The sequence below is a fragment of the Streptomyces sp. NPDC034111 genome (genome assembly GCF_055575375.1).
The window spans coordinates 138,300-156,223 of the sequence record NZ_JBVIST010000009.1 but is presented as its reverse complement, the minus strand read 5'-3'; the positions used below and the strand labels follow the sequence as shown (position 1 = coordinate 156,223).

General features: G+C 71.1%; 17 protein-coding genes and 1 tRNA gene. 14 read left to right on the top strand and 4 right to left on the bottom strand.

Going from position 1 to position 17,924, the window contains the following annotated elements:
• Window positions 1–195: 195 nt before the first annotated feature.
• Window positions 196–741, top strand: a complete 546-nt coding sequence (locus tag ACZ55A_RS21930) for a PadR family transcriptional regulator (protein WP_468842452.1) — start codon at window positions 196–198, stop codon at window positions 739–741.
• A 67-nt stretch (window positions 742–808) separates the two neighbouring features.
• On the opposite strand, the gene ACZ55A_RS21925 is transcribed toward ACZ55A_RS21930, so the two are convergent.
• Both ACZ55A_RS21925 and ACZ55A_RS21920 read right to left on the bottom strand, forming a co-directional pair.
• Window positions 809–1,540, bottom strand: a complete 732-nt coding sequence (locus ACZ55A_RS21925; protein ID WP_468842450.1) for a helix-turn-helix domain-containing protein — start codon at window positions 1,538–1,540, stop codon at window positions 809–811.
• Window positions 1,541–1,646: 106 nt separating this feature from the next.
• The gene (locus tag ACZ55A_RS21920) at window positions 1,647–2,189 is read right to left on the bottom strand and encodes a hypothetical protein (RefSeq protein ID WP_468842448.1); all 543 of its coding nucleotides are present in this window, start codon (window positions 2,187–2,189) and stop codon (window positions 1,647–1,649) included.
• Between the two features lie 120 nt (window positions 2,190–2,309).
• On the opposite strand from ACZ55A_RS21920, the gene ACZ55A_RS21915 reads away from it, so the two are divergent.
• The 7 genes from ACZ55A_RS21915 to pstS all read left to right on the top strand — a co-directional run bounded on the left by ACZ55A_RS21915 (window position 2,310) and on the right by pstS (window position 8,807).
• Entirely contained in the window at window positions 2,310–2,501 is a 192-nt protein-coding gene (locus ACZ55A_RS21915) for a DUF1059 domain-containing protein (protein ID WP_468842445.1), read from the top strand.
• Between the two features lie 140 nt (window positions 2,502–2,641).
• Window positions 2,642–3,670 carry an N-acetyl-gamma-glutamyl-phosphate reductase gene (argC, locus tag ACZ55A_RS21910; RefSeq protein WP_468842442.1) on the top strand — a complete coding sequence of 343 codons (1,029 nt, stop codon included), beginning with the start codon at window positions 2,642–2,644 and terminating at the stop codon, window positions 3,668–3,670.
• On the top strand, window positions 3,667–4,821 hold the full coding sequence (gene argJ, locus ACZ55A_RS21905) for a bifunctional glutamate N-acetyltransferase/amino-acid acetyltransferase ArgJ (protein WP_468842439.1): 1,155 nt from the start codon (window positions 3,667–3,669) through the stop codon (window positions 4,819–4,821). Before argC ends, argJ begins: the two co-directional genes overlap by 4 nt.
• On the top strand, window positions 4,818–5,735 hold the full coding sequence (gene argB, locus ACZ55A_RS21900) for an acetylglutamate kinase (protein WP_468842437.1): 918 nt from the start codon (window positions 4,818–4,820) through the stop codon (window positions 5,733–5,735). The genes argJ and argB overlap by 4 nt, the downstream gene beginning before the upstream one ends.
• Window positions 5,732–6,970, top strand: a complete 1,239-nt coding sequence (locus tag ACZ55A_RS21895; protein WP_468842435.1) for an acetylornithine transaminase — start codon at window positions 5,732–5,734, stop codon at window positions 6,968–6,970. The genes argB and ACZ55A_RS21895 overlap by 4 nt, the downstream gene beginning before the upstream one ends.
• Window positions 6,971–6,978: 8 nt before the next feature.
• Window positions 6,979–7,521: an arginine repressor gene (locus ACZ55A_RS21890; RefSeq protein ID WP_468842433.1), complete on the top strand. Its 543-nt coding sequence runs from the start codon at window positions 6,979–6,981 to the stop codon at window positions 7,519–7,521.
• A 140-nt stretch (window positions 7,522–7,661) separates the two neighbouring features.
• Window positions 7,662–8,807: a phosphate ABC transporter substrate-binding protein PstS gene (gene pstS, locus ACZ55A_RS21885; protein ID WP_468842430.1), complete on the top strand. Its 1,146-nt coding sequence runs from the start codon at window positions 7,662–7,664 to the stop codon at window positions 8,805–8,807.
• A gap of 72 nt (window positions 8,808–8,879) precedes the next feature.
• Here the strand turns inward: pstS and ACZ55A_RS21880 are convergent.
• Window positions 8,880–8,953, bottom strand: a tRNA-Pro gene (locus ACZ55A_RS21880).
• Window positions 8,954–9,104: 151 nt separating this feature from the next.
• Between ACZ55A_RS21880 and ACZ55A_RS21875 the strand changes: the two genes are divergently transcribed.
• The 6 genes from ACZ55A_RS21875 to ACZ55A_RS21850 all read left to right on the top strand — a co-directional run bounded on the left by ACZ55A_RS21875 (window position 9,105) and on the right by ACZ55A_RS21850 (window position 16,912).
• Window positions 9,105–9,497, top strand: a complete 393-nt coding sequence (locus tag ACZ55A_RS21875; protein WP_468842670.1) for a DUF488 domain-containing protein — start codon at window positions 9,105–9,107, stop codon at window positions 9,495–9,497.
• Between the two features lie 105 nt (window positions 9,498–9,602).
• Window positions 9,603–10,799, top strand: coding sequence for an argininosuccinate synthase (locus ACZ55A_RS21870; protein WP_468842427.1), 1,197 nt, complete (start codon window positions 9,603–9,605; stop codon window positions 10,797–10,799).
• Between the two features lie 111 nt (window positions 10,800–10,910).
• Window positions 10,911–12,347, top strand: a complete 1,437-nt coding sequence (argH, locus tag ACZ55A_RS21865) for an argininosuccinate lyase (RefSeq protein WP_468842425.1) — start codon at window positions 10,911–10,913, stop codon at window positions 12,345–12,347.
• Between the two features lie 156 nt (window positions 12,348–12,503).
• Window positions 12,504–13,055: a TetR/AcrR family transcriptional regulator gene (locus ACZ55A_RS21860; protein WP_468842423.1), complete on the top strand. Its 552-nt coding sequence runs from the start codon at window positions 12,504–12,506 to the stop codon at window positions 13,053–13,055.
• Window positions 13,052–14,647: an MFS transporter gene (locus tag ACZ55A_RS21855; protein WP_468842420.1), complete on the top strand. Its 1,596-nt coding sequence runs from the start codon at window positions 13,052–13,054 to the stop codon at window positions 14,645–14,647. Before ACZ55A_RS21860 ends, ACZ55A_RS21855 begins: the two co-directional genes overlap by 4 nt.
• A 294-nt stretch (window positions 14,648–14,941) precedes the next feature.
• Complete coding sequence (locus ACZ55A_RS21850; protein ID WP_468842417.1) at window positions 14,942–16,912, top strand: bifunctional metallophosphatase/5'-nucleotidase; 1,971 nt, start codon at window positions 14,942–14,944, stop codon at window positions 16,910–16,912.
• A gap of 82 nt (window positions 16,913–16,994) precedes the next feature.
• Here the strand turns inward: ACZ55A_RS21850 and ACZ55A_RS21845 are convergent, their stop codons facing one another.
• The gene (locus ACZ55A_RS21845; protein WP_468842414.1) at window positions 16,995–17,669 is read right to left on the bottom strand and encodes a lysophospholipid acyltransferase family protein; all 675 of its coding nucleotides are present in this window, start codon (window positions 17,667–17,669) and stop codon (window positions 16,995–16,997) included.
• Window positions 17,670–17,924: the final 255 nt, after the last annotated feature.

Here is a 17,924-nt window from a genome sequence, read left to right as displayed (position 1 = left end):
TGAGGCGGCCGCCCGGCACGCGAAGGCGTTCGCAGGTGTGCGCAGGTGTTCGCGGACGTCCGCAGGCGTGCGAAGGCGTGCGTAGCCCCTCGCAGCAACCATCTCATTGATATGGTCTCGATGGGATGGAAGGTATGGTCTCAATGAGATGGTTGTCAACGGGACCGGGACCGGGACCGAGCGAGGCGGCGGACGATGACGGAGTACAGCCCGGCGAGATATGTCGTGCTCGGTCTGATCGCCCGGCACGGGCCGATGACGCCGTACGAGCTCAAGGCCCGGGTCGAGGACGACATCCAGCCCTTCTGGCCGATCCTGCATGCGCAGCTCTACCGGATTCCGCCGGAGCTGGCGCGGGCCGGGCTCCTCCGGGAGGAGACCGAGACGGAGGGCCGGCGCCGGCGGATCTTCCACCTCACCGCGGAGGGCCGCACCGCTCTGGAGCGCTGGCTGGCCGATCCGGACACCCCCGAGGCGGAGACCCGCGATCCGGCGCAGCTGAAGCTCTTCTTCGCCGATCTCGGTGACCGCTCGGCCATCGTCGCGCTCGCCACCCAACAGGCCGAGCGGCACCGCACATTGCTCGCGCACTACGCGTCGCTGCGTGCCGGGCTCGATCCCGCGGAGGACTCCCGGCAGCGCGCACGGGCCCGTCTGCTGCGGCTCGGGCTGCTGCATGAGCGGGCCCATGCGGAGTTCTGGGAGTCGGTGGCCGCGGATCCGGAGCGGCTGGACGACTGAGCCGGCGTGCGGTCGCCGTGACGCCGGCCGGCGTGCCTGCCCCGGGGGGTCCGGTCCCCCAAGGTTCTCAAGTCCCGTGCGTCCGCCAGGCGTTGGCCGCCTCCACCCGGCTGCCCACCTGGAGCTTGGCGTACGCGTGCTCCAGGTGCTTGTCGACGGTACGCGGGCTGATCGCGAGCCGGCGGGCGATCTGCTGGTTCGTCAGGCCGCGGGCGAGCAGGGCGAGTACGGCGGCCTCCCGGCGGGTGACGAGGGGCGACGGCTCGGGCGCCGACGGGGCGAGCCGGTCCAGGGCGTGGCTGAGCCGGGTGCGCAGCAGGTCGGCGGCCGCCACGTCGTCGTCGGAGAAGTCGCTGCCGCTGCGGCTGATCGCCAGACACACCTTGCGCGCTACGCCGTCCGTACGGCCGGCCGGTATCGACATCGCGAGCTGCTGCTCGGCACCGAACTGCCGGTAGACGTCGGTGTAGGCGGGCAGCGCATGGAAGGCGCTGCGGGTCTGGAGGGTCGAGCGGCGCATCGGGGTGCCGGGGCCGAGGGTGGTGTGCACCACCAGGGAGTCGGTCGCCGCCTCACGGGCGAAGGCGTCCCGTACGTCCTGGCTCAACAGGTCGGCGGGCACGGTCAGCGGACGGTCGGCGGTGCCCGCGCGGGGCGCCCAGATGATGCTGTCGCCGGGGACCGCGGAGAGCAGCAGCGGGAGCAACGCCGGAACAAGGGTCTCCTCGTCGACGGCATCGATCAGGAGGTCCACGACGGCGAGAATGCGTCGTAGGCCGGCCTCCGCGGCCGCACTCATATTCCCAGCGTACGAGGGGGCGGAGGCCCGTCAATTCGGGGAAAGCGGGGCCCCCGGGGTGACACCCGGCCGGCCGGGGGAAGACCGGCCGGGCGCGTCAGGCGCGCTAACGCCCGACGGTCTGGATGCGGTTGAGGTGGCTCTCGGCGGCGAGCCGCCAGTGGTGGACGTCCGGGCGGAAGAGTGTGGCGGGGACGGCGGGCAGCGCCGGTGCGTGCTCCTCGCGGCCGGCGCCCTCGCCGGTGCGGAAGGCGTCCATCAGGCCGTCCTCGGTGGCGTAGAGGACCCGCAGCACGGTGAAGAAACCGGCGGCGTAGGTGGGCCGTCCCGGGTCGGCCAGCACGGCGGCGTGCGCGTCGGGCAGCAGGTAGGTGTCCGTGGCACGCGCATAAGTGACGTACTCCCCGGCCACCTGGGCGGCGAGCCATTCGCGTACCCGGCGCTCGACGAGGCCGGTGCGGGCGGCGAGCTGGGCGGAGGTGAGCGGACCGGCTCCGGCCATGGCCCCGTACAGGCCGAGCCGGTCGCCGAGAGAGGTGCACAGACCGGCGACCGCCGCACCGCCGTCGGCGATCACCCGCGCAAGGAACTCCTGCACCCGCTCCTCGTCCACGGCGGCCCCGCGGGGGACTCCTGCGGCTGTCGCCATGGCTCTCACCTCCTGGTCCTCTTCCACTCCAGCACTCCGGTGCGCACCCGCGCCATACGGGATTCGCCGTATGCGGAGGGCGGGGGTGCGGGCCGACACTGGGAGAGGAGGAGGTACACCATGCGTAAGAAGATCGACTGCCGGGACTACCCGAGCGAGATGAATTGCAGCCTCGTCATCGCCGGCGAGGAGGAGGAAGTGATCCGGGCCGCCACTGAGCACGCGGTATCGGTCCACGGGCACACGGACAGCGCCGAGCTGCGCGAGCAGATCAAGGCGTCGCTGAAGAACGAGATGCCGCAGCACGCGTGAGGCGCGCCGCGCCCGGGCCGCGGCAGGCCAGCGCCGCCCCTGAGGTGGGGCGGCCGGTCGCGCTGTGGCCGGGCGCTCGGAACAGATATTGCATAAAACTGCCACTGTCCGTATAGTCATGCCATCAAGGAGGAGGGTCCATGACGGTACGAGCAGCAGTGGCCGGTGCGAGCGGGTACGCGGGCGGTGAGGTGCTGCGCCTGCTTCTGGGGCACCCGGAGGTCGAGATCGGCGCGCTGACCGGGCACTCCAACGCCGGCCAGCTCCTGGGCACGCTGCAACCGCATCTGCATCCGCTGGCCGACCGCGAGCTCCAGGCGACCTCCGCCGAGGCGCTGGCCGGCCACGACGTGGTCTTCCTCGCGCTGCCGCACGGCCAGTCCGCCGCGGTCGCCGAGCAGCTCGGACCGGACGTCCTGATCGTCGACATGGGCGCCGACTTCCGGCTCGTGGACGCGGCGGACTGGACGAAGTTCTACGGCAGCGAGCACGCCGGAACCTGGCCCTACGGCCTGCCCGAACTGCCGGGTGCGCGTGCCGCACTGGCGGGTTCCCGGCGCATCGCGGTGCCCGGCTGCTACCCGACCGCCGTCTCGCTCGCGCTCTTCCCCGCGTACGCGGCCGGGCTCGTCGAGAACGAGGCGGTGATCGTCGCCGCCTCCGGCACCTCGGGCGCGGGCAAGGCGCCCAAACCGCATCTGCTCGGCTCGGAGGTCATGGGCGCCATGTCCCCGTACGGCGTGGGCGGGGTGCACCGGCACACCCCCGAGATGATCCAGAACCTCAGCGCGGCCGCCGGCGAACCGGTCACCGTCTCCTTCACACCGACCCTGGCACCGATGCCGCGCGGCATCCTCGCCACCTGCTCGGCCAAGGCGAAGCCCGGAGTGGACGCCGCCGCCGTCCGGGCCGCGTACGAGAAGGCCTTCGCCGACGAGCCGTTCGTCCACCTGCTGCCCGAAGGGCAGTGGCCCTCGACCGCCGCCGTGTACGGGTCGAACGCGGTGCAGATCCAGCTGGCGTACGACGCGGCGGCCGGCCGGGTGGTGGTGATCAGCGCCATCGACAACCTGACCAAGGGCACCGCGGGCGGCGCCCTTCAGTCCATGAACATCGCCCTCGGTCTCGCGGAGACCACCGGACTTTCTACGATCGGAGTTGCGCCGTGACTGTGACGGCAGCCAAGGGATTCACCGCGGCGGGCATCGCCGCGGGGATCAAGGAGAACGGCAACCCGGACCTCGCCCTCGTGGTGAACAACGGGCCGCGACTGGCCGCCGCCGGCGTCTTCACCTCCAACCGCGTCAAGGCCGCCCCGGTCGTCTGGTCCGAGCAGGTCCTCAAGGGCGGCACAGTCTCCGCCGTGATCCTCAACTCCGGTGGCGCCAACGCCTGTACGGGTCCGCTGGGCTTCCAGGACACCCACGCCACCGCGGAGAAGGTCGGCGAGGTGCTGGAGGGGCACAACGCCGGCGAGGTGGCGGTCGCCTCCACCGGGCTGATCGGACTGCGGCTTCCGATGGACAAGCTGCTGCCCGGAGTGGAGCGGGCCGCGGCCGAACTGAGCGAGCACGGCGGCGAAAAGGCCGCCCTCGCCATCAAGACCACCGACAGCGTGCACAAGACCGCCGTCGTGACGAAGGACGGCTGGACCGTCGGCGGCATGGCCAAGGGTGCGGGCATGCTCGCACCGGGCCTGGCCACCATGCTCGTGGTGCTGACCACCGACGCCGATGTCCCGGCCGCCGACCTGGACACCGCGCTGCGCGCGGCGACCCGTACCACCTTCGACCGGGTCGACTCCGACGGCTGTATGTCCACCAACGACACGGTGCTGCTGCTCGCCTCCGGAGCGTCCGAAGTCACCCCGGAGTACGCGGAGTTTGCCGAGGCGGTCCGTACGGTCTGCGCCGACCTGGCCCGCCAGCTCATCGGTGACGCCGAGGGCGCGAGCAAGGACATCCGCATCGAGGTGATCAACGCCGCCAGTGAGGACGACGCGGTGGAGGTCGGCCGCTCCATCGCCCGTAACAACCTCCTCAAGTGCGCCCTCCACGGCGAGGACCCCAACTGGGGCCGGGTGCTCTCCGCCATCGGCACCACCTCCGCCGCCTTCGACCCCGACCAGCTCAACGTCGCCATCAACGACGTCTGGGTGTGCAAGAACGGCTCGGTCGGCGAGGACCGCGAACTGGTCGACATGCGCTACCGGGAGGTGCGGATCACCGCCGACCTCGCCGCCGGCACCGAGTCCGCGGTCATCTGGACCAACGACCTCACCGCCGACTACGTCCACGAGAACAGCGCGTACTCCTCATGAGCGCACGTAAGCACACCGCGCTCCCGAAGGCCCGCACGCTCATCGAGGCGCTGCCCTGGCTGACCCGGCACCACGGCAAGACCGTGGTCATCAAGTTCGGCGGCAACGCCATGGTCGACGAGGAGCTCAAGCGCGCGTTCGCCCAGGACGTGGTCTTCCTGCGGCACGCCGGGCTGCGCCCCGTCGTCGTGCACGGCGGCGGTCCGCAGATCAGCGCCCAACTCGACCTGCTCGGCCTGGAGTCGGAGTTCAAGGGCGGGCTGCGGGTCACCACGCCCGAGGCGATGAACGTCGTACGGATGGTGCTCGCCGGCCAGGTGCAGCGCGAACTGGTCGGGCTGCTCAACGAGCACGGCCCGCTCGCCGTCGGCATGACCGGCGAGGACGCCCATCTGATGACCGCGACCAAGCACTACGCCGACATCGACGGCGAGCAGGTGGACATCGGCCGGGTCGGCGAGATCACCGCCATCGACCCCGGTGCGGTCCAGGCGCTGCTGGACAACGGCCGGATCCCGGTCATCTCCTCCATCGCCCGCAGCAGCGACGAGGGCGACGGCTCCGGGGTCTTCAACGTCAACGCCGACACCGCGGCGGCCGCGCTGGCCGCGGCGCTCGGCGCCGAGACGCTGATGGTGCTCACCGACGTCGAGGGCCTGTACGAGGACTGGCCGAACAGCGATGAGGTGATCTCCCGCCTGACCGCCTCCGAGCTGGAGAAGCTGCTGCCCGACCTGGCCAGCGGCATGGTTCCCAAGATGCGGGGCTGTCTGCACGCGGTGCGCAACGGTGTGCACACCGCCCGGGTGATCGACGGGCGGGTCCAGCACTCGATCCTGCTGGAGATCTTCACGGACGAAGGAATCGGCACGATGGTCGTGCCGGACGCGAACACGATCGAGGGGGCGACATGAACGAGTCCGGACAGACCCAGGGCCCGGTGACCAACGAAGGCCTCACCCGGCGCTGGCAGGGCGCCATGATGGACAACTTCGGCACCCCTCGCATCCCGCTCGTCCGCGGCGAGGGCGTCAAGGTGTGGGACGCCGACGGCAAGGAGTACCTGGACTTCCTCGGCGGGATCGCGGTCAACGCCCTCGGGCACGCCCACCCCGCGGTGCTCCGCGCGGTCTCCGACCAGGTCGCCACCCTCGGCCACGTCTCGAACTTCTTCATCGCCGAGCCCACCGTGGCGCTCGCCGAGCGGCTGCTCGCGCTCGCCGGCGGACGCCCCGGCCGGGTCTACTTCTCCAACTCCGGCGCCGAGGCCAACGAAGCCGCCTTCAAGATCGGCCGGCTGACCGGGCGCACCCACATGGTCTCCACGAACGGGGGGTTCCACGGCCGCACCATGGGCGCCCTCGCGCTCACCGGCCAGCCCGCCAAGCAGGCCCCCTTCGCCCCGCTTCCCGGCGACGTCAGCTACGTCCCGTACGGGGATGTGGACGCCCTGCGCTCCGCCGTCACCACCGACACCGCCTTCGTCATCCTGGAGCCGGTCCAGGGCGAGAACGGTGTGGTCGTGCCGCCGCCCGGCTATCTTCAGGCCGCCCGCGAGATCACCGCCGCCACCGGCACCCTGCTCGTCCTCGACGAGATCCAGACCGGTATCGGCCGGACCGGCCACTGGCTGGAGTCCCAGGCCCAGGGCGTCGAGGCGGACATCATCACCCTCGCCAAGGGGCTGGGCGGCGGGCTGCCGATCGGCGCGACGCTGGCCTTCGGCCCGGCCGCCGACCTGCTCACGCCCGGTTCGCACGGCTCTACGTTCAGCGGCAACCCGGTCGTCTGCGCCGCCGCGCTCGCCGTGCTGGACACCGTCGAGTCGGACGGCGTCCTGGAGAACGTCAAGCGGGTCGGCGAGCGGCTGCGCGCCGGAATCGAGGCGTTGGGGCACCCATTGGTCGGCCAGGTCCGCGGGGCGGGCCTTCTCCTCGGTATCGTCTTGACCGAGCCGCTGGCGCCACGGGTGCAGCAGGCGGCTCAGGACGCGGGTCTCCTGGTGAACGCGGTCGCGCCGGACGTCATCCGGCTCGCCCCGCCGCTGATCGTCTCCGACGACGAAGCGGAAGCATTCCTCCGGAAGCTCCCCGCCGTCCTCGACGAGGCCCGCCAAGGGGCCGACGGGGCACAACGATCCGGAGACTGACGAGACAGATGACCGAGCCGCAGGACAACGGGGCGCACAACGGCGGGCCGGCCGTACCGCAGACCCGCACCGCCCGCCACCGCCGGATCGTGGACATCCTCAACCGGCTGCCGGTCCGCTCCCAGAGCCAGCTCGCCAAGCTGCTCGCCGACGACGGGCTGTCCGTCACCCAGGCGACGCTCTCCCGCGATCTGGACGAGCTGGGCGCGGTGAAGATCCGCAACACCGGTGGTGAGCTGATCTACGCGGTGCCCAGCGAGGGCGGCGACCGCAAGCCGCGGGCGCCGCTGGGGGAGTCGGCCAAGGAGGAGCGGATGCGCCGCCTCTCCGGCGAACTCCTCATCTCCGCCGAGGCCTCCGCCAACCTCGTCGTCCTGCGCACCCCGCCGGGTGCGGCGCAGTTCCTGGCCTCCGCCATCGACCAGGCCGAACTCCACGACATCCTCGGCACCATCGCCGGCGATGACACGTTGATGCTGATCAGCCGTGACCCGTCGGGCGGCCAGGCGCTCGCCGACCATCTGCTGAGGCTGGCCCAGAAGGCACACTGATGGCCGCCCAGGCCGCCCGTAATCACCCATAGCGCCAAATTATGTGCATATAGTGACGGAAGTCTCACCACCACAGGCCTCTGCTGCCTCGGCCCGGCCCGGCCCCGCCCGGCCCGGTCCGCAGGAAGGAGTTCGGGAGAGTGAAGCTTCCGCGGATCGGCGGGCCGCGAGCCGGGGCGGCCGGCGCGGCGGTGGCCGCAGCGGCCCTGGCCCTGACGGCCTGCGGCGCGAACGGCACCTCGGGCCCTGCCAAGGTCTCGTCCAGCGCCACCCCCGGCACCAGCACCGGTCCCGCCGGCATCGCCTGCGGCAAACCGGCCACGCTCCAGGCGTCCGGCTCGACGGCGCAGCAGTACGCCATGAAGCACTGGATCAAGAACTACACCCGCGCCTGCCCCGGCACCACGATCAACTACACCGGCAACGGTTCCGGTGCCGGCCAGGACGACTTCCTCGCGGGCCGGACCGCCTTCGCGGGATCGGACTCCCCGCTGAGCGCGGAGCAGGTCGACCGGTCCAAGAAGGTCTGCCCGGGCGGCGGTCACGCCGTCCATCTGCCGATGGTCGGCGGACCGATCGCGATCGGCTTCCACCTCTCCGGCGTCGACCGGCTGATCCTGGACGCCCCCACCCTCGCCAAGATCTTCAACGCGCAGATCACCAAGTGGAACGATCCGGCGATCGCCCGCCTCAACAAGGGCGTCCCCCTGCCCTCGACGCCGATCCGGCCGTTCCACCGATCCGACTCCTCCGGCACGACGGACAGCTTCACCTCGTACCTCGGCGCCGCCGCCCCGGGCGCCTGGCCGTACCCCCACGGCAAGGAGTGGCCGGCCAAGGGTGGCCAGGCCGTCAAGGGCTCCTCGGACCTCGCGGCCCAGGTGCAGCGGACCGAGGGCGCGATCGGCTACTTCGAGCTGCCGTACGCGGTCGCCCGCATGATCCGCATGGTCTCGGTCAACACCGGCGCACCGGCCCCGGTGGACCCCAACGTCATCGCGGCGTCCCAGGCGATCGCCGGCGCCAAGATCGTCAACAGCGGCAACGATGTGCTGCTCAAGCTCGACTACACGACCAAGGTCCCGGGCGCCTACCCGATCGACGTGGTCACCTACGAGATCGTCTGCGACAAGGGCAACAAGCCGGCGACCTGGCCCGCCACCAAGGCCTTTCTGACCTACGTCGCCAGCCGGAAGGGCCAGGAGAACCTGACCTTCCAGGGCTATGCGACCCTCCCGGCCGCGGTCATCAACAAGGTCCGCACCGAAATCGCCGCCCTGTCCTGACCGCGGCCGGGAAACGCTCAGGGCCCTGCCTCACCGAAGTGAGACAGGGCCCCTGAGCTGCGCTGTGCACCGTCGGGACGACAGGATTTGAACCTGCGACCCCTTGACCCCCAGTCAAGTGCGCTACCAAGCTGCGCCACGTCCCGGTGCTCGAACCGGCCGGAAGGATCCCGGCCGGGGCGTGCAGAAGAAAAATACCCTGTCCCGGGCCATGAATCCAAAGCGGGTCCCCGAGGACGGCGCAGCGGCCTTGCGGCGGGGCTTCCGGTTCCGTGATTCGATGAGGTTATGGGTGAAATGTCCGCTGGCGAGCGGATCCGGGTGCGCCGGGCGTACGAGCCGCCGGAGGCGGCGGACGGCGCGCGGGTGCTGGTGGACCGGCTGTGGCCGCGGGGGCTGTCCAAGGAGGACGCGCAGCTGGCCGAGTGGTGCAAGGACGTGGCGCCCTCGTCGGAGCTGCGGCTCTGGTTCGCCCATCGGGAGGAGCGGTTCGAGGGGTTCGCCGAGCGCTACCGCGAGGAGCTGGCGGGGGAGACGGCGCAGGCGGCGCTGGAGCGGCTGTGGGGGCTGGCCGCCGAGGGGCCGCTGACGCTGCTGACCGCGGTGAAGGAGGTGTCGGTGAGTCATGCGCGGGTGCTCGCCGAGGTGCTTCGGGAGGGGCCGGCGGAGGGCTCCGGGAAGGGTTCGTGAGGGGCGCGATGCGCCGCTGACCTGCACATTCGGCTTTGCGTTGACGAAACATACGGTGGAGTGCATACTTATACCCATCAGCGAATGCACCGTGAGGAGAAACCCGTGACCGAGCGCGTCGTACTCGCCTACTCGGGAGGCTTGGACACCTCTGTCTGTATCGGCTGGATCGCCGAGGAGACGGGCGCCGAGGTCATCGCCGTTGCCGTGGACGTCGGTCAGGGCGGCGAGGACCTGGACGTCATCCGCAAGCGTGCGCTTGCCTGTGGCGCGGTCGAGGCCGAGGTCGCGGACGCCAAGGACGAATTCGCTGACGAGTACTGCCTTCCGGCGATCAAGGCCAATGCGCTGTACATGGACCGCTACCCGCTGGTCTCCGCGCTCTCCCGGCCGACGATCGTCAAGCACCTCGTCGCCGCCGCCAAGAAGCACGGTGCGACGACGGTTGCCCACGGCTGCACCGGCAAGGGCAACGACCAGGTCCGCTTCGAGGCCGGAATCTCTTCCCTCGCCCCCGACCTGAAGTGCATCGCCCCGGTCCGCGACTACGCGATGACCCGGGACAAGGCGATCGCCTTCTGCGAGGAGAAGAACCTCCCGATCGCGACGACCAAGAAGTCGCCCTACTCGATCGACCAGAACGTCTTCGGGCGGGCCGTGGAGACCGGCTTCCTGGAGGACATCTGGAACGCGCCCATCGAGGACGTGTACGAGTACACCCAGAACCCCGCCACGCCGCGCGAGGCCGACGAGGTCATCATCACCTTCAAGGAGGGTGTCCCGGTCGCCCTCGACGGCAGGCCCGTCACCGTCCTCCAGGCCATCCAGCAGCTCAACGAGCGGGCCGGCGCCCAGGGCATCGGCCGGATCGACATGGTCGAGGACCGGCTGGTCGGCATCAAGTCCCGCGAGGTGTACGAGGCGCCGGGCGCCATCGCGCTGATCACCGCGCACCAGGAGCTGGAGAACGTCACCGTCGAGCGCGAACTGGCCCGCTACAAGCGGCAGGTCGAGCAGCGCTGGGGCGAGCTGGTCTACGACGGCCTGTGGTTCTCGCCGCTCAAGCGGGCCCTGGACGGCTTTGTCAACGAGGCCAACCAGCAGGTCAGCGGCGACATCCGGATGACCCTGCACGGTGGCCGCGCGGTGGTCACCGGCCGGAAGTCCGAGCAGTCCCTGTACGACTTCAACCTGGCGACGTACGACACCGGCGACACCTTCGACCAGTCGCTCTCCAAGGGCTTCATCGAGCTCTTCGGCATGTCGAGCAAGATTGCCGCCAAGCGCGATCTTCAGGCGTAGCCTGACGCGGACCTGGCCCGGCCCGGTCTCGTGACCTTCGTACGACAGCCGCCTCTCCGCCCTCGCGGCGGGGAGGCGGTGGCACATCCACAGCCTTGAGGAGCAGAGCAAGTGAGCAACGGAAACAGCGGTGACGTACGGCTCTGGGGCGGTCGTTTCGCCGACGGACCGGCCGAGGCGCTGGCCCAGCTGTCCGCGTCCGTCCACTTCGACTGGCGCCTCGCCCCGTACGACATCGCCGGCTCCCGCGCGCACGCCCGGGTCCTCCACAAGGCGGGCCTGCTCACCGAGGACGAGCTCTCGCGGATGATCGCCGGGCTCGACCAGCTCGAGGCCGATGTCGCCGACGGCTCGTTCACCGGCACGGTGGCCGACGAGGACGTGCACACCGCACTGGAGCGCGGGCTGCTGGAGCGGCTCGGGGCGGACCTCGGCGGCAAGCTGCGGGCCGGCCGGTCGCGCAACGACCAGGTCGCCACGCTCTTCCGGATGTACCTGCGCGACCACGCCCGGATCATCGGCGGGCTGCTCGCCGACCTCCAGGAGGCGCTGGTCGGCCTCGCCGAGACCCACCCGGACGTCGCGATGCCGGGCCGTACCCACCTCCAGCACGCCCAGCCGGTGCTCTTCGCCCACCACGTCCTGGCGCATGTGCAGTCGCTGTCCCGGGACGCCGAGCGGCTGCGGCAGTGGGACGAGCGGACGGCGGTGTCCCCCTACGGATCCGGTGCGCTCGCCGGCTCGTCGCTCGGCCTGGACCCCGAGGCGGTCGCCGCGGACCTGGGCTTCGAGCACGGCTCGGCCGGCAACTCCATCGACGGCACCGCCTCCCGTGACTTCGTCGCCGAGTTCGCCTTCATCACGGCGATGATCGGGGTCAACCTCTCGCGGATCGCGGAGGAGGTCATCATCTGGAACACCAAGGAGTTCTCCTTCGTCACGCTCCACGATGCCTTCTCGACCGGCTCGTCGATCATGCCGCAGAAGAAGAACCCGGACATCGCTGAGCTGGCGCGGGGCAAGTCCGGCCGGCTCATCGGCAATCTGACGGGGCTGATGGCGACGCTCAAGGCGCTGCCGCTCGCGTACAACCGCGACCTCCAGGAGGACAAGGAGCCGGTCTTCGACTCCTGCGACCAACTGGAGGTGCTGCTCCCGGCGTTCACCGGGATGATGGCCACCCTGACCGTCAACCGCGAGCGGATGGAGGAGCTGGCACCGGCCGGCTTCTCGCTGGCCACCGATATCGCGGAGTGGCTGGTCAAGCAGGGCGTGCCGTTCCGGGTGGCGCACGAGGTCGCCGGCGAGTGCGTCAAGGAGTGCGAGGCGCACGGGATCGAGCTGGACCAGCTGACCGATGAGCAGTTCGCGAAGATCTCGCCGCATCTGACGCCGGAGGTGCGCGGCGTGCTGAACGTCCCCGGCGCGCTCGCCTCGCGCAGCGGCCGCGGTGGCACCGCCCCCTCGGCGGTGGCGGTCCAGCTCGCCGAGGTGCGGGCCGACCTGGTCCGGCAGCAGGAGTGGGCGGCGGCCAAGCAGCCGCGGTAGTCGAGGAGCGTCCGTGCGAACGGCCCGTACCCGGGAGACCGGGTACGGGCCGTCGTCGTATGCGGAACGCGGGTACCGGGCCGGGCGGGGCGGCAGGCAGGCAGTCAGGCACCGAAAGATGAGACATTCGTGTCTCATTCGGCTAGTGTGTGTCTCATGGCCGTGGATCGTGAACGGGTACTCAAGGAAGCCGCCGCGCTGCTCACGCGCCGGGCGACGACGTCGATGGACGAGATCGCCCGGGCCGCGGGCATCAGCCGCGCCACGCTGCACCGGCACTTCGCCGGGCGGGACGCCCTCATCAGGGCTCTGGAGGAGCATGGGATCGCCCAGTTCGCACAGGCGATGGACACCGCGCGGCTGGACGAGGGGGACGCGGCCGACGCGCTGCGCCGGCTGATCGGCGCGGCCCAACCGGTCGCCGCGGTACTCGCCTTCCTCTTCACCGAGAACCAGCTCTTCGAGGGCGGCGAGATCAACGCCGGCTGGGCGAAGCTCGACGCCCGGATCACCGCGCTCTTCCGACGCGGCCAGGAAGAGGGCGACTTCCGCATCGATCTGAGCGCCGCCTGGCTCACCGAGGCGCTCTACGGCCTGATCGGCGCCGGCGCCTGGGCCGTGCACGAAGGGCGGGTCGCCCGCAACGACCTCAACCACTCGATCGCCGAGCTGCTGCTCGGCGGCATCCGACGGAGCATGGAGAAATGACCGAGACCATAGCGTCAGGGCGGGCCGGTTCGGCCCATGTGGACGACCAGCCGCGCCCCGGGCGCTGGCTCGCCCTCGCCGTCCTCGTCCTGGCCGTCCTCCTGGTCGGCGTCGACGCCACCGTCCTCGGCCTCGCCACCCCCTTCCTCAGCGAAGACCTCCAGCCGTCCGGCACCCAGCTGCTGTGGATCGGTGACATCTACTCCTTCGTCATCGCCGGTCTGCTGGTGTCCATGGGCAGCCTCGGCGACCGCATCGGCCGCAAGAAGCTGCTGCTGCTGGGCTCGGTCGGCTTCGGCGCCATGTCGGTGCTCGCCGCGTACGCCACCACCCCGGCGATGATGATCGCCGCCCGGGCGCTCCAGGGCGTGGCCGGTGCGACGCTGATGCCGGCCACCCTCGCGCTGATCCGCAACCTCTTCCACGACCCCAGGGAGCGCAGTCTGGCCGTCGGCATCTGGGGCGCGATGGCCTCGGCCGGGATGGCCGTCGGGCCGGTGCTCGGCGGCTTTCTGCTGGGCCACTTCTGGTGGGGTTCGGTCTTCCTGATCAACCTGCCGGTGATGGCGCTGCTGGTGGCCGTCGGCGCCAGGGTCATCCCGGAGTCACGCAATCCGGACCCCGGCCCCTGGGACATCCCCAGCGTCCTGCTGGCCCTGGTGGGCATCGTCGGTGTCGTCTACGCCATCAAGGAAGCGGCGGTGGAGGGCTACCGCTGGGACATCGCGGTGACCGCCGTCATCGGGGTGCTCGCCCTGGCCGTGTTCGTCCGCCGGCAGCGCACCCTGGAATCGCCGCTGCTGAACATGAAGCTCTTTCACCACCGGGGCTTCTCCGGGGCCGTCCTCGCGGACCTGCTGACCATCCTCGGCCTGTCCGGGCTGGTCTTCTTCCTCTCCCAGTTCCTCCAGATGGTGCAGCAGCGCTCGCCGCTCAACGCCGGCCTGGTCGAACTCCCGGCGGCCGTCGGCGCGGTGGGCGCGGGGCTGGCCGCCGGCTGGGTCGCCCGGCGGCTGTCCGTACGGCTCGTGGTCGCCGGCGGCCTGGCCATCGTCGGGCTCTCCCTCGTCGGCTGCACCACCCTGCACGGCGACACCGGCACCGCCGCGCTCTGCGTCATCCTCTTCGTCGTCGGCGTGGGCGCGGGATTCTCGTTCACCGTCACCGCCGATGTGATCCTCTCCAGCGTGCCCAAGGAGGAGGCCGGTGCCGCCTCCGCGGTCTCCGAGACCGCCTACGAGCTCGGCGCCGCCCTCGGCATCGCACTGCTCGGCTCCATCGTCACCGGCATCTACCGCGGCTTCGGCGTCCCGCCCGGCGTGCCCGAGCCGGTCGCGGACGCCGCCCGCGAATCGCTCGGCGGCGCGTTCGAGGCGGCCGGCCAGCTCCCCGCCGACCAGAGCGCGGCCCTGCTCAAGGCCGCGCAGGACTCCTTCGTGGCCGGTGTGGACGTCGCGGCCGGGGTGGCCGCAGTGGTCCTGCTCTCCGCGGCGGTGGCGGCCTGGTTCCTGCTGCGCGGCCAGGAGCTGGCGTCCGGCCCGGCCGCCGTCGAGCCCGCGGACCTCTCCACGGCCGAGGCGCCGCACGGCTGATTCGCCGTCACGGCGACGGCAGACCCCGCCCAGGTACGGCTGACCCGCCGTCACACCCGCGGACCGGGTACGAGGTACCGCCGCTCCGCCGGACGGCGGGCCCGCGCACCGCCCAGGGCGTGTCCTGTGGATCAAGGTGTCGCGCACCCGCGATGATCCACGGGACACGCCCTGGGGGCGACTGTCCCCCGCTCGTTCACGCCCGGTACGCGCCCAGGTGACCGGCCGTCCCGCGCGGCTCGGTTGACTCTCCGGTCGTCCCCCTACGGACGGCCCGCTCAGGAGAGTGACGCAGTGCGCGACATCGGACGACGGTCCTTCTTCACCGCCGCGGGGGCCCTGGCCACCGCGAGCGCCATCGGCAGCGACGCCTACGCCACCGGCCACGCCCGCGACGCGGCCACCGCCGACGAATACGTCGACGTCCAGCTCCTCAACATCACCGATCTGCACGGCTATCTCCAGGGTGCCCCGGGTGCCCACTCCCGCATCACCGGCGCCGGCGGCAAGAGCTACACCGTCGGCGGGGTCGCCTATATGGCCGCCCATCTGGAGCGGCTGCGCGACGGCCGCCGCAACTCCCTCTTCTTCGCCCCCGGAGACCTCTTCTCCGGCTGGGAGTTCGACGCCGCCGCCTTCGCCGACGAGCCCACCATCGAAGCGCTCAACGCCATGGGGCTGGACTTCGCCTCGGCCGGCAACCATGAATTCGACAAGTCGGCGCGGTTCCTGACCTCGCACATGGAGGACGGCGACGCCTTCCCGGTCGTCGGACGGGACGACGACTTCAAGGACTCCACCGGCCGCCGCTTCCGGGGCGCGGAGTTCCCCTACTACAGCGCCAACACGGTGTGGAACGCGAGCGGGGAACCGGTGCTCGCCCCGTACAACATCGTGCAGGTCGACGCGGGCGGCGGCCGGCGGCTGCCGGTCGGCTTCATCCATCTGACCGCCATCGGCACCGAGTCCTTCCCCGGCTCCTACCAGCCGGGACTGCGCACCCTGGACGAGCTGGAGACCGCCAACCGGTGTGCCGCGGAGCTGAGATCACGCGGCGTCAAAGCGATCGTGCTGAGCATGCACGACGGGGCGGTGGCCGGCAGCGACTTCTCCAGCGGCAAGAACCCCTCGGGACCCGCGTACGAACTGGCGCTGCGCGCCTCGCCGCACATCGACGCCATCGTCACCGGCCACTGGCACTGCGCCTTCACCATGATGCTGCCCGACCCCGACGGCAGGCCCCGCCCGTTCGTCGAGGCCGGCTGCTACGGCCAGATCATCAACGAGATCAACCTGCGGCTCGACCCCGACACCGGAGCCGTGGTCCGGGAGCTGACCACCTCCGTCAACCACCCCAACACCCGCGATGTCACACCGGACCCGGAGTTGCGCTCGATCGCCGCGTACTGGGCGGGCCGCGGCTCGCGGCGCGCCCGCTCCCGGATCGGCACCCAGACCGCCTCCTTCAGCCGCGGGCGCAATGCGGCGGGGGAGTCCACCATGGGTAACCTCGTCGCCGACTGGGCCCTGTGGGCGGGCCGGCAGCCGCACGGCCCGATGGACGACCCCGCCGACCACCCCAACACCCCGGCGGAGCTCGCCGTCATCGCCGTCGCCCCGCGCGTCGGCCAGGCGGTGATCGCCGGCGATCTGATCCGCGACGAGGAGGCGGACGGCACCGTCACCTTCGGGCAGGCGTGGAACGCGGTCGGCTTCGGTGACCCGATCATGACCGTCACCGTCACCGGCCGGCAGATCCACGACGCGCTGGAGGAGCAGTGGGCACCGACCGCCGGCGGCGGCCTCGGCTTCTCCCCGCTGGCCGTCTCCGGCAACGTCCGCTACACCTTCGACGCCGCCGGCAAGGTCGGCCGGCGGGTGGACCCCGCCGAGGTCTTCATCGACGGCACATCCCTCGACCTCAATCGCCGCTACCGCCTCGCCGCGCCCTCGTACACCCTCATCAACCAGGACGGCTTCAGCGCCTTCACCGGATTCACCGCACCGGTGCGGCACGCCCGCGACTTCGAGAGCTTCATCGCCTTCGTCCGCGCCAAGAAGAAGCTGACGCCCGCCCCCCTGAACCGGGTGACGGTCAAGAACGCCGGGGTGCCCGGCGCCCGCACCGGCGTCGTCACCCAGCGCCAGCAACTGCTCCAGCCCGACGGCAGCATGGTGCCGCGCCCCGAGGCGGCGCTGCGTACCGCGCTGACCGGCGGCGCCGAGGGCCAGCGCGCCCCGGGCGGCTTCCGGGTGCCCTGCTGACCGGGGCGGAGACAGGGCGCACAACGCCGCGGGCCCCGTCCGCTCCTCGGACGGGGCCCACTGGTTGCTTACGGCTGCGGGGTCAGGCGGCGGCCCGGGCCTTCGTGGCGTACATGTCGACGTACTCCTGGCCGGACAGCTCCATCACCTCGCTCATCACCTCGTCGGTGACCGCCCGCAGGACGTAGCGGTCGCGGTCCATCCCGTCGTAGCGCGCGAAGTCCAGCGCCTCGCCGAAGCGGATGGTGACCGGGGCGATCCGCGGGACGCCCTTGCCGCCGGGCTGCACCTTGTCGGTACCGATCATGGCGAACGGGACGACGGGCGCGCCGGTCATCAGGGCGAGCCGGGCGATGCCGGTACGGCCGCGGTAGAGACGGCCGTCGGGGGAGCGGGTGCCCTCGGGGTAGATGCCGAAGGCCTTGCCCTCCTCCTCCAGGACCCGGCGGCCGGTCATCAGTGCCGCGACCCCGCCGTGACCGCCGTCCCGGTCGACCGGGATCATGCCGGCGCTGGTGAAGAACCAGGCCATCAGACGGCCCTTGAGGCCCTTGCCGGTGACGTACTCGTCCTTGCCGATGAAGTACACCGGGCGCTTGACCACCAGGCTCAGGAACATCGAGTCGATGAAGGTGACGTGGTTGCCGGCCAGGATCACCGGTCCGGTCGCCGGAATGCGCTCCATGCCCTCCACCTTCGGGCGGTACAGGACACGCATGACGAATCCGAGAATCGCCTTCAGCACAATGCGGGACAACGGGCCCTCCGGGTCGTGGCTGGTCAACGTCGAGCGAGCGCAGAACTCTGCAGCCCAGGACCATACTCGCGGGTCACTCGCGCTCGCACATCGGGTTCACGAGGCCGATACGCACAGTTGACCCACGGTTGACGTGTGTTACCACCATCTTCCCCCCGATGTCGGCGTCCGTCTCCCCGGCATCACCCGTCCGTGCCTACGATCAGCTCGGTTCCGTGGGCAGGTGCGCACCACGCCTTGCCGCACCCCGGAAAA

What these genes read in the sequence shown, in the direction of transcription:
- ACZ55A_RS21930 (WP_468842452.1), top strand. Translation starts at nt 196, where the DNA reads ATGACGGAGTACAGCCCGGCGAGATATGTCGTGCTCGGTCTGATCGCC.
- ACZ55A_RS21925 (WP_468842450.1), bottom strand. Translation starts at nt 1,540, where the DNA reads ATGAGTGCGGCCGCGGAGGCCGGCCTACGACGCATTCTCGCCGTCGTG.
- ACZ55A_RS21920 (WP_468842448.1), bottom strand. Translation starts at nt 2,189, where the DNA reads ATGGCGACAGCCGCAGGAGTCCCCCGCGGGGCCGCCGTGGACGAGGAG.
- ACZ55A_RS21915 (WP_468842445.1), top strand. Translation starts at nt 2,310, where the DNA reads ATGCGTAAGAAGATCGACTGCCGGGACTACCCGAGCGAGATGAATTGC.
- argC (WP_468842442.1), top strand. Translation starts at nt 2,642, where the DNA reads ATGACGGTACGAGCAGCAGTGGCCGGTGCGAGCGGGTACGCGGGCGGT.
- argB (WP_468842437.1), top strand. Translation starts at nt 4,818, where the DNA reads ATGAGCGCACGTAAGCACACCGCGCTCCCGAAGGCCCGCACGCTCATC.
- ACZ55A_RS21895 (WP_468842435.1), top strand. Translation starts at nt 5,732, where the DNA reads ATGAACGAGTCCGGACAGACCCAGGGCCCGGTGACCAACGAAGGCCTC.
- ACZ55A_RS21890 (WP_468842433.1), top strand. Translation starts at nt 6,979, where the DNA reads ATGACCGAGCCGCAGGACAACGGGGCGCACAACGGCGGGCCGGCCGTA.
- ACZ55A_RS21875 (WP_468842670.1), top strand. Translation starts at nt 9,105, where the DNA reads ATGTCCGCTGGCGAGCGGATCCGGGTGCGCCGGGCGTACGAGCCGCCG.
- ACZ55A_RS21860 (WP_468842423.1), top strand. Translation starts at nt 12,504, where the DNA reads ATGGCCGTGGATCGTGAACGGGTACTCAAGGAAGCCGCCGCGCTGCTC.
- ACZ55A_RS21855 (WP_468842420.1), top strand. Translation starts at nt 13,052, where the DNA reads ATGACCGAGACCATAGCGTCAGGGCGGGCCGGTTCGGCCCATGTGGAC.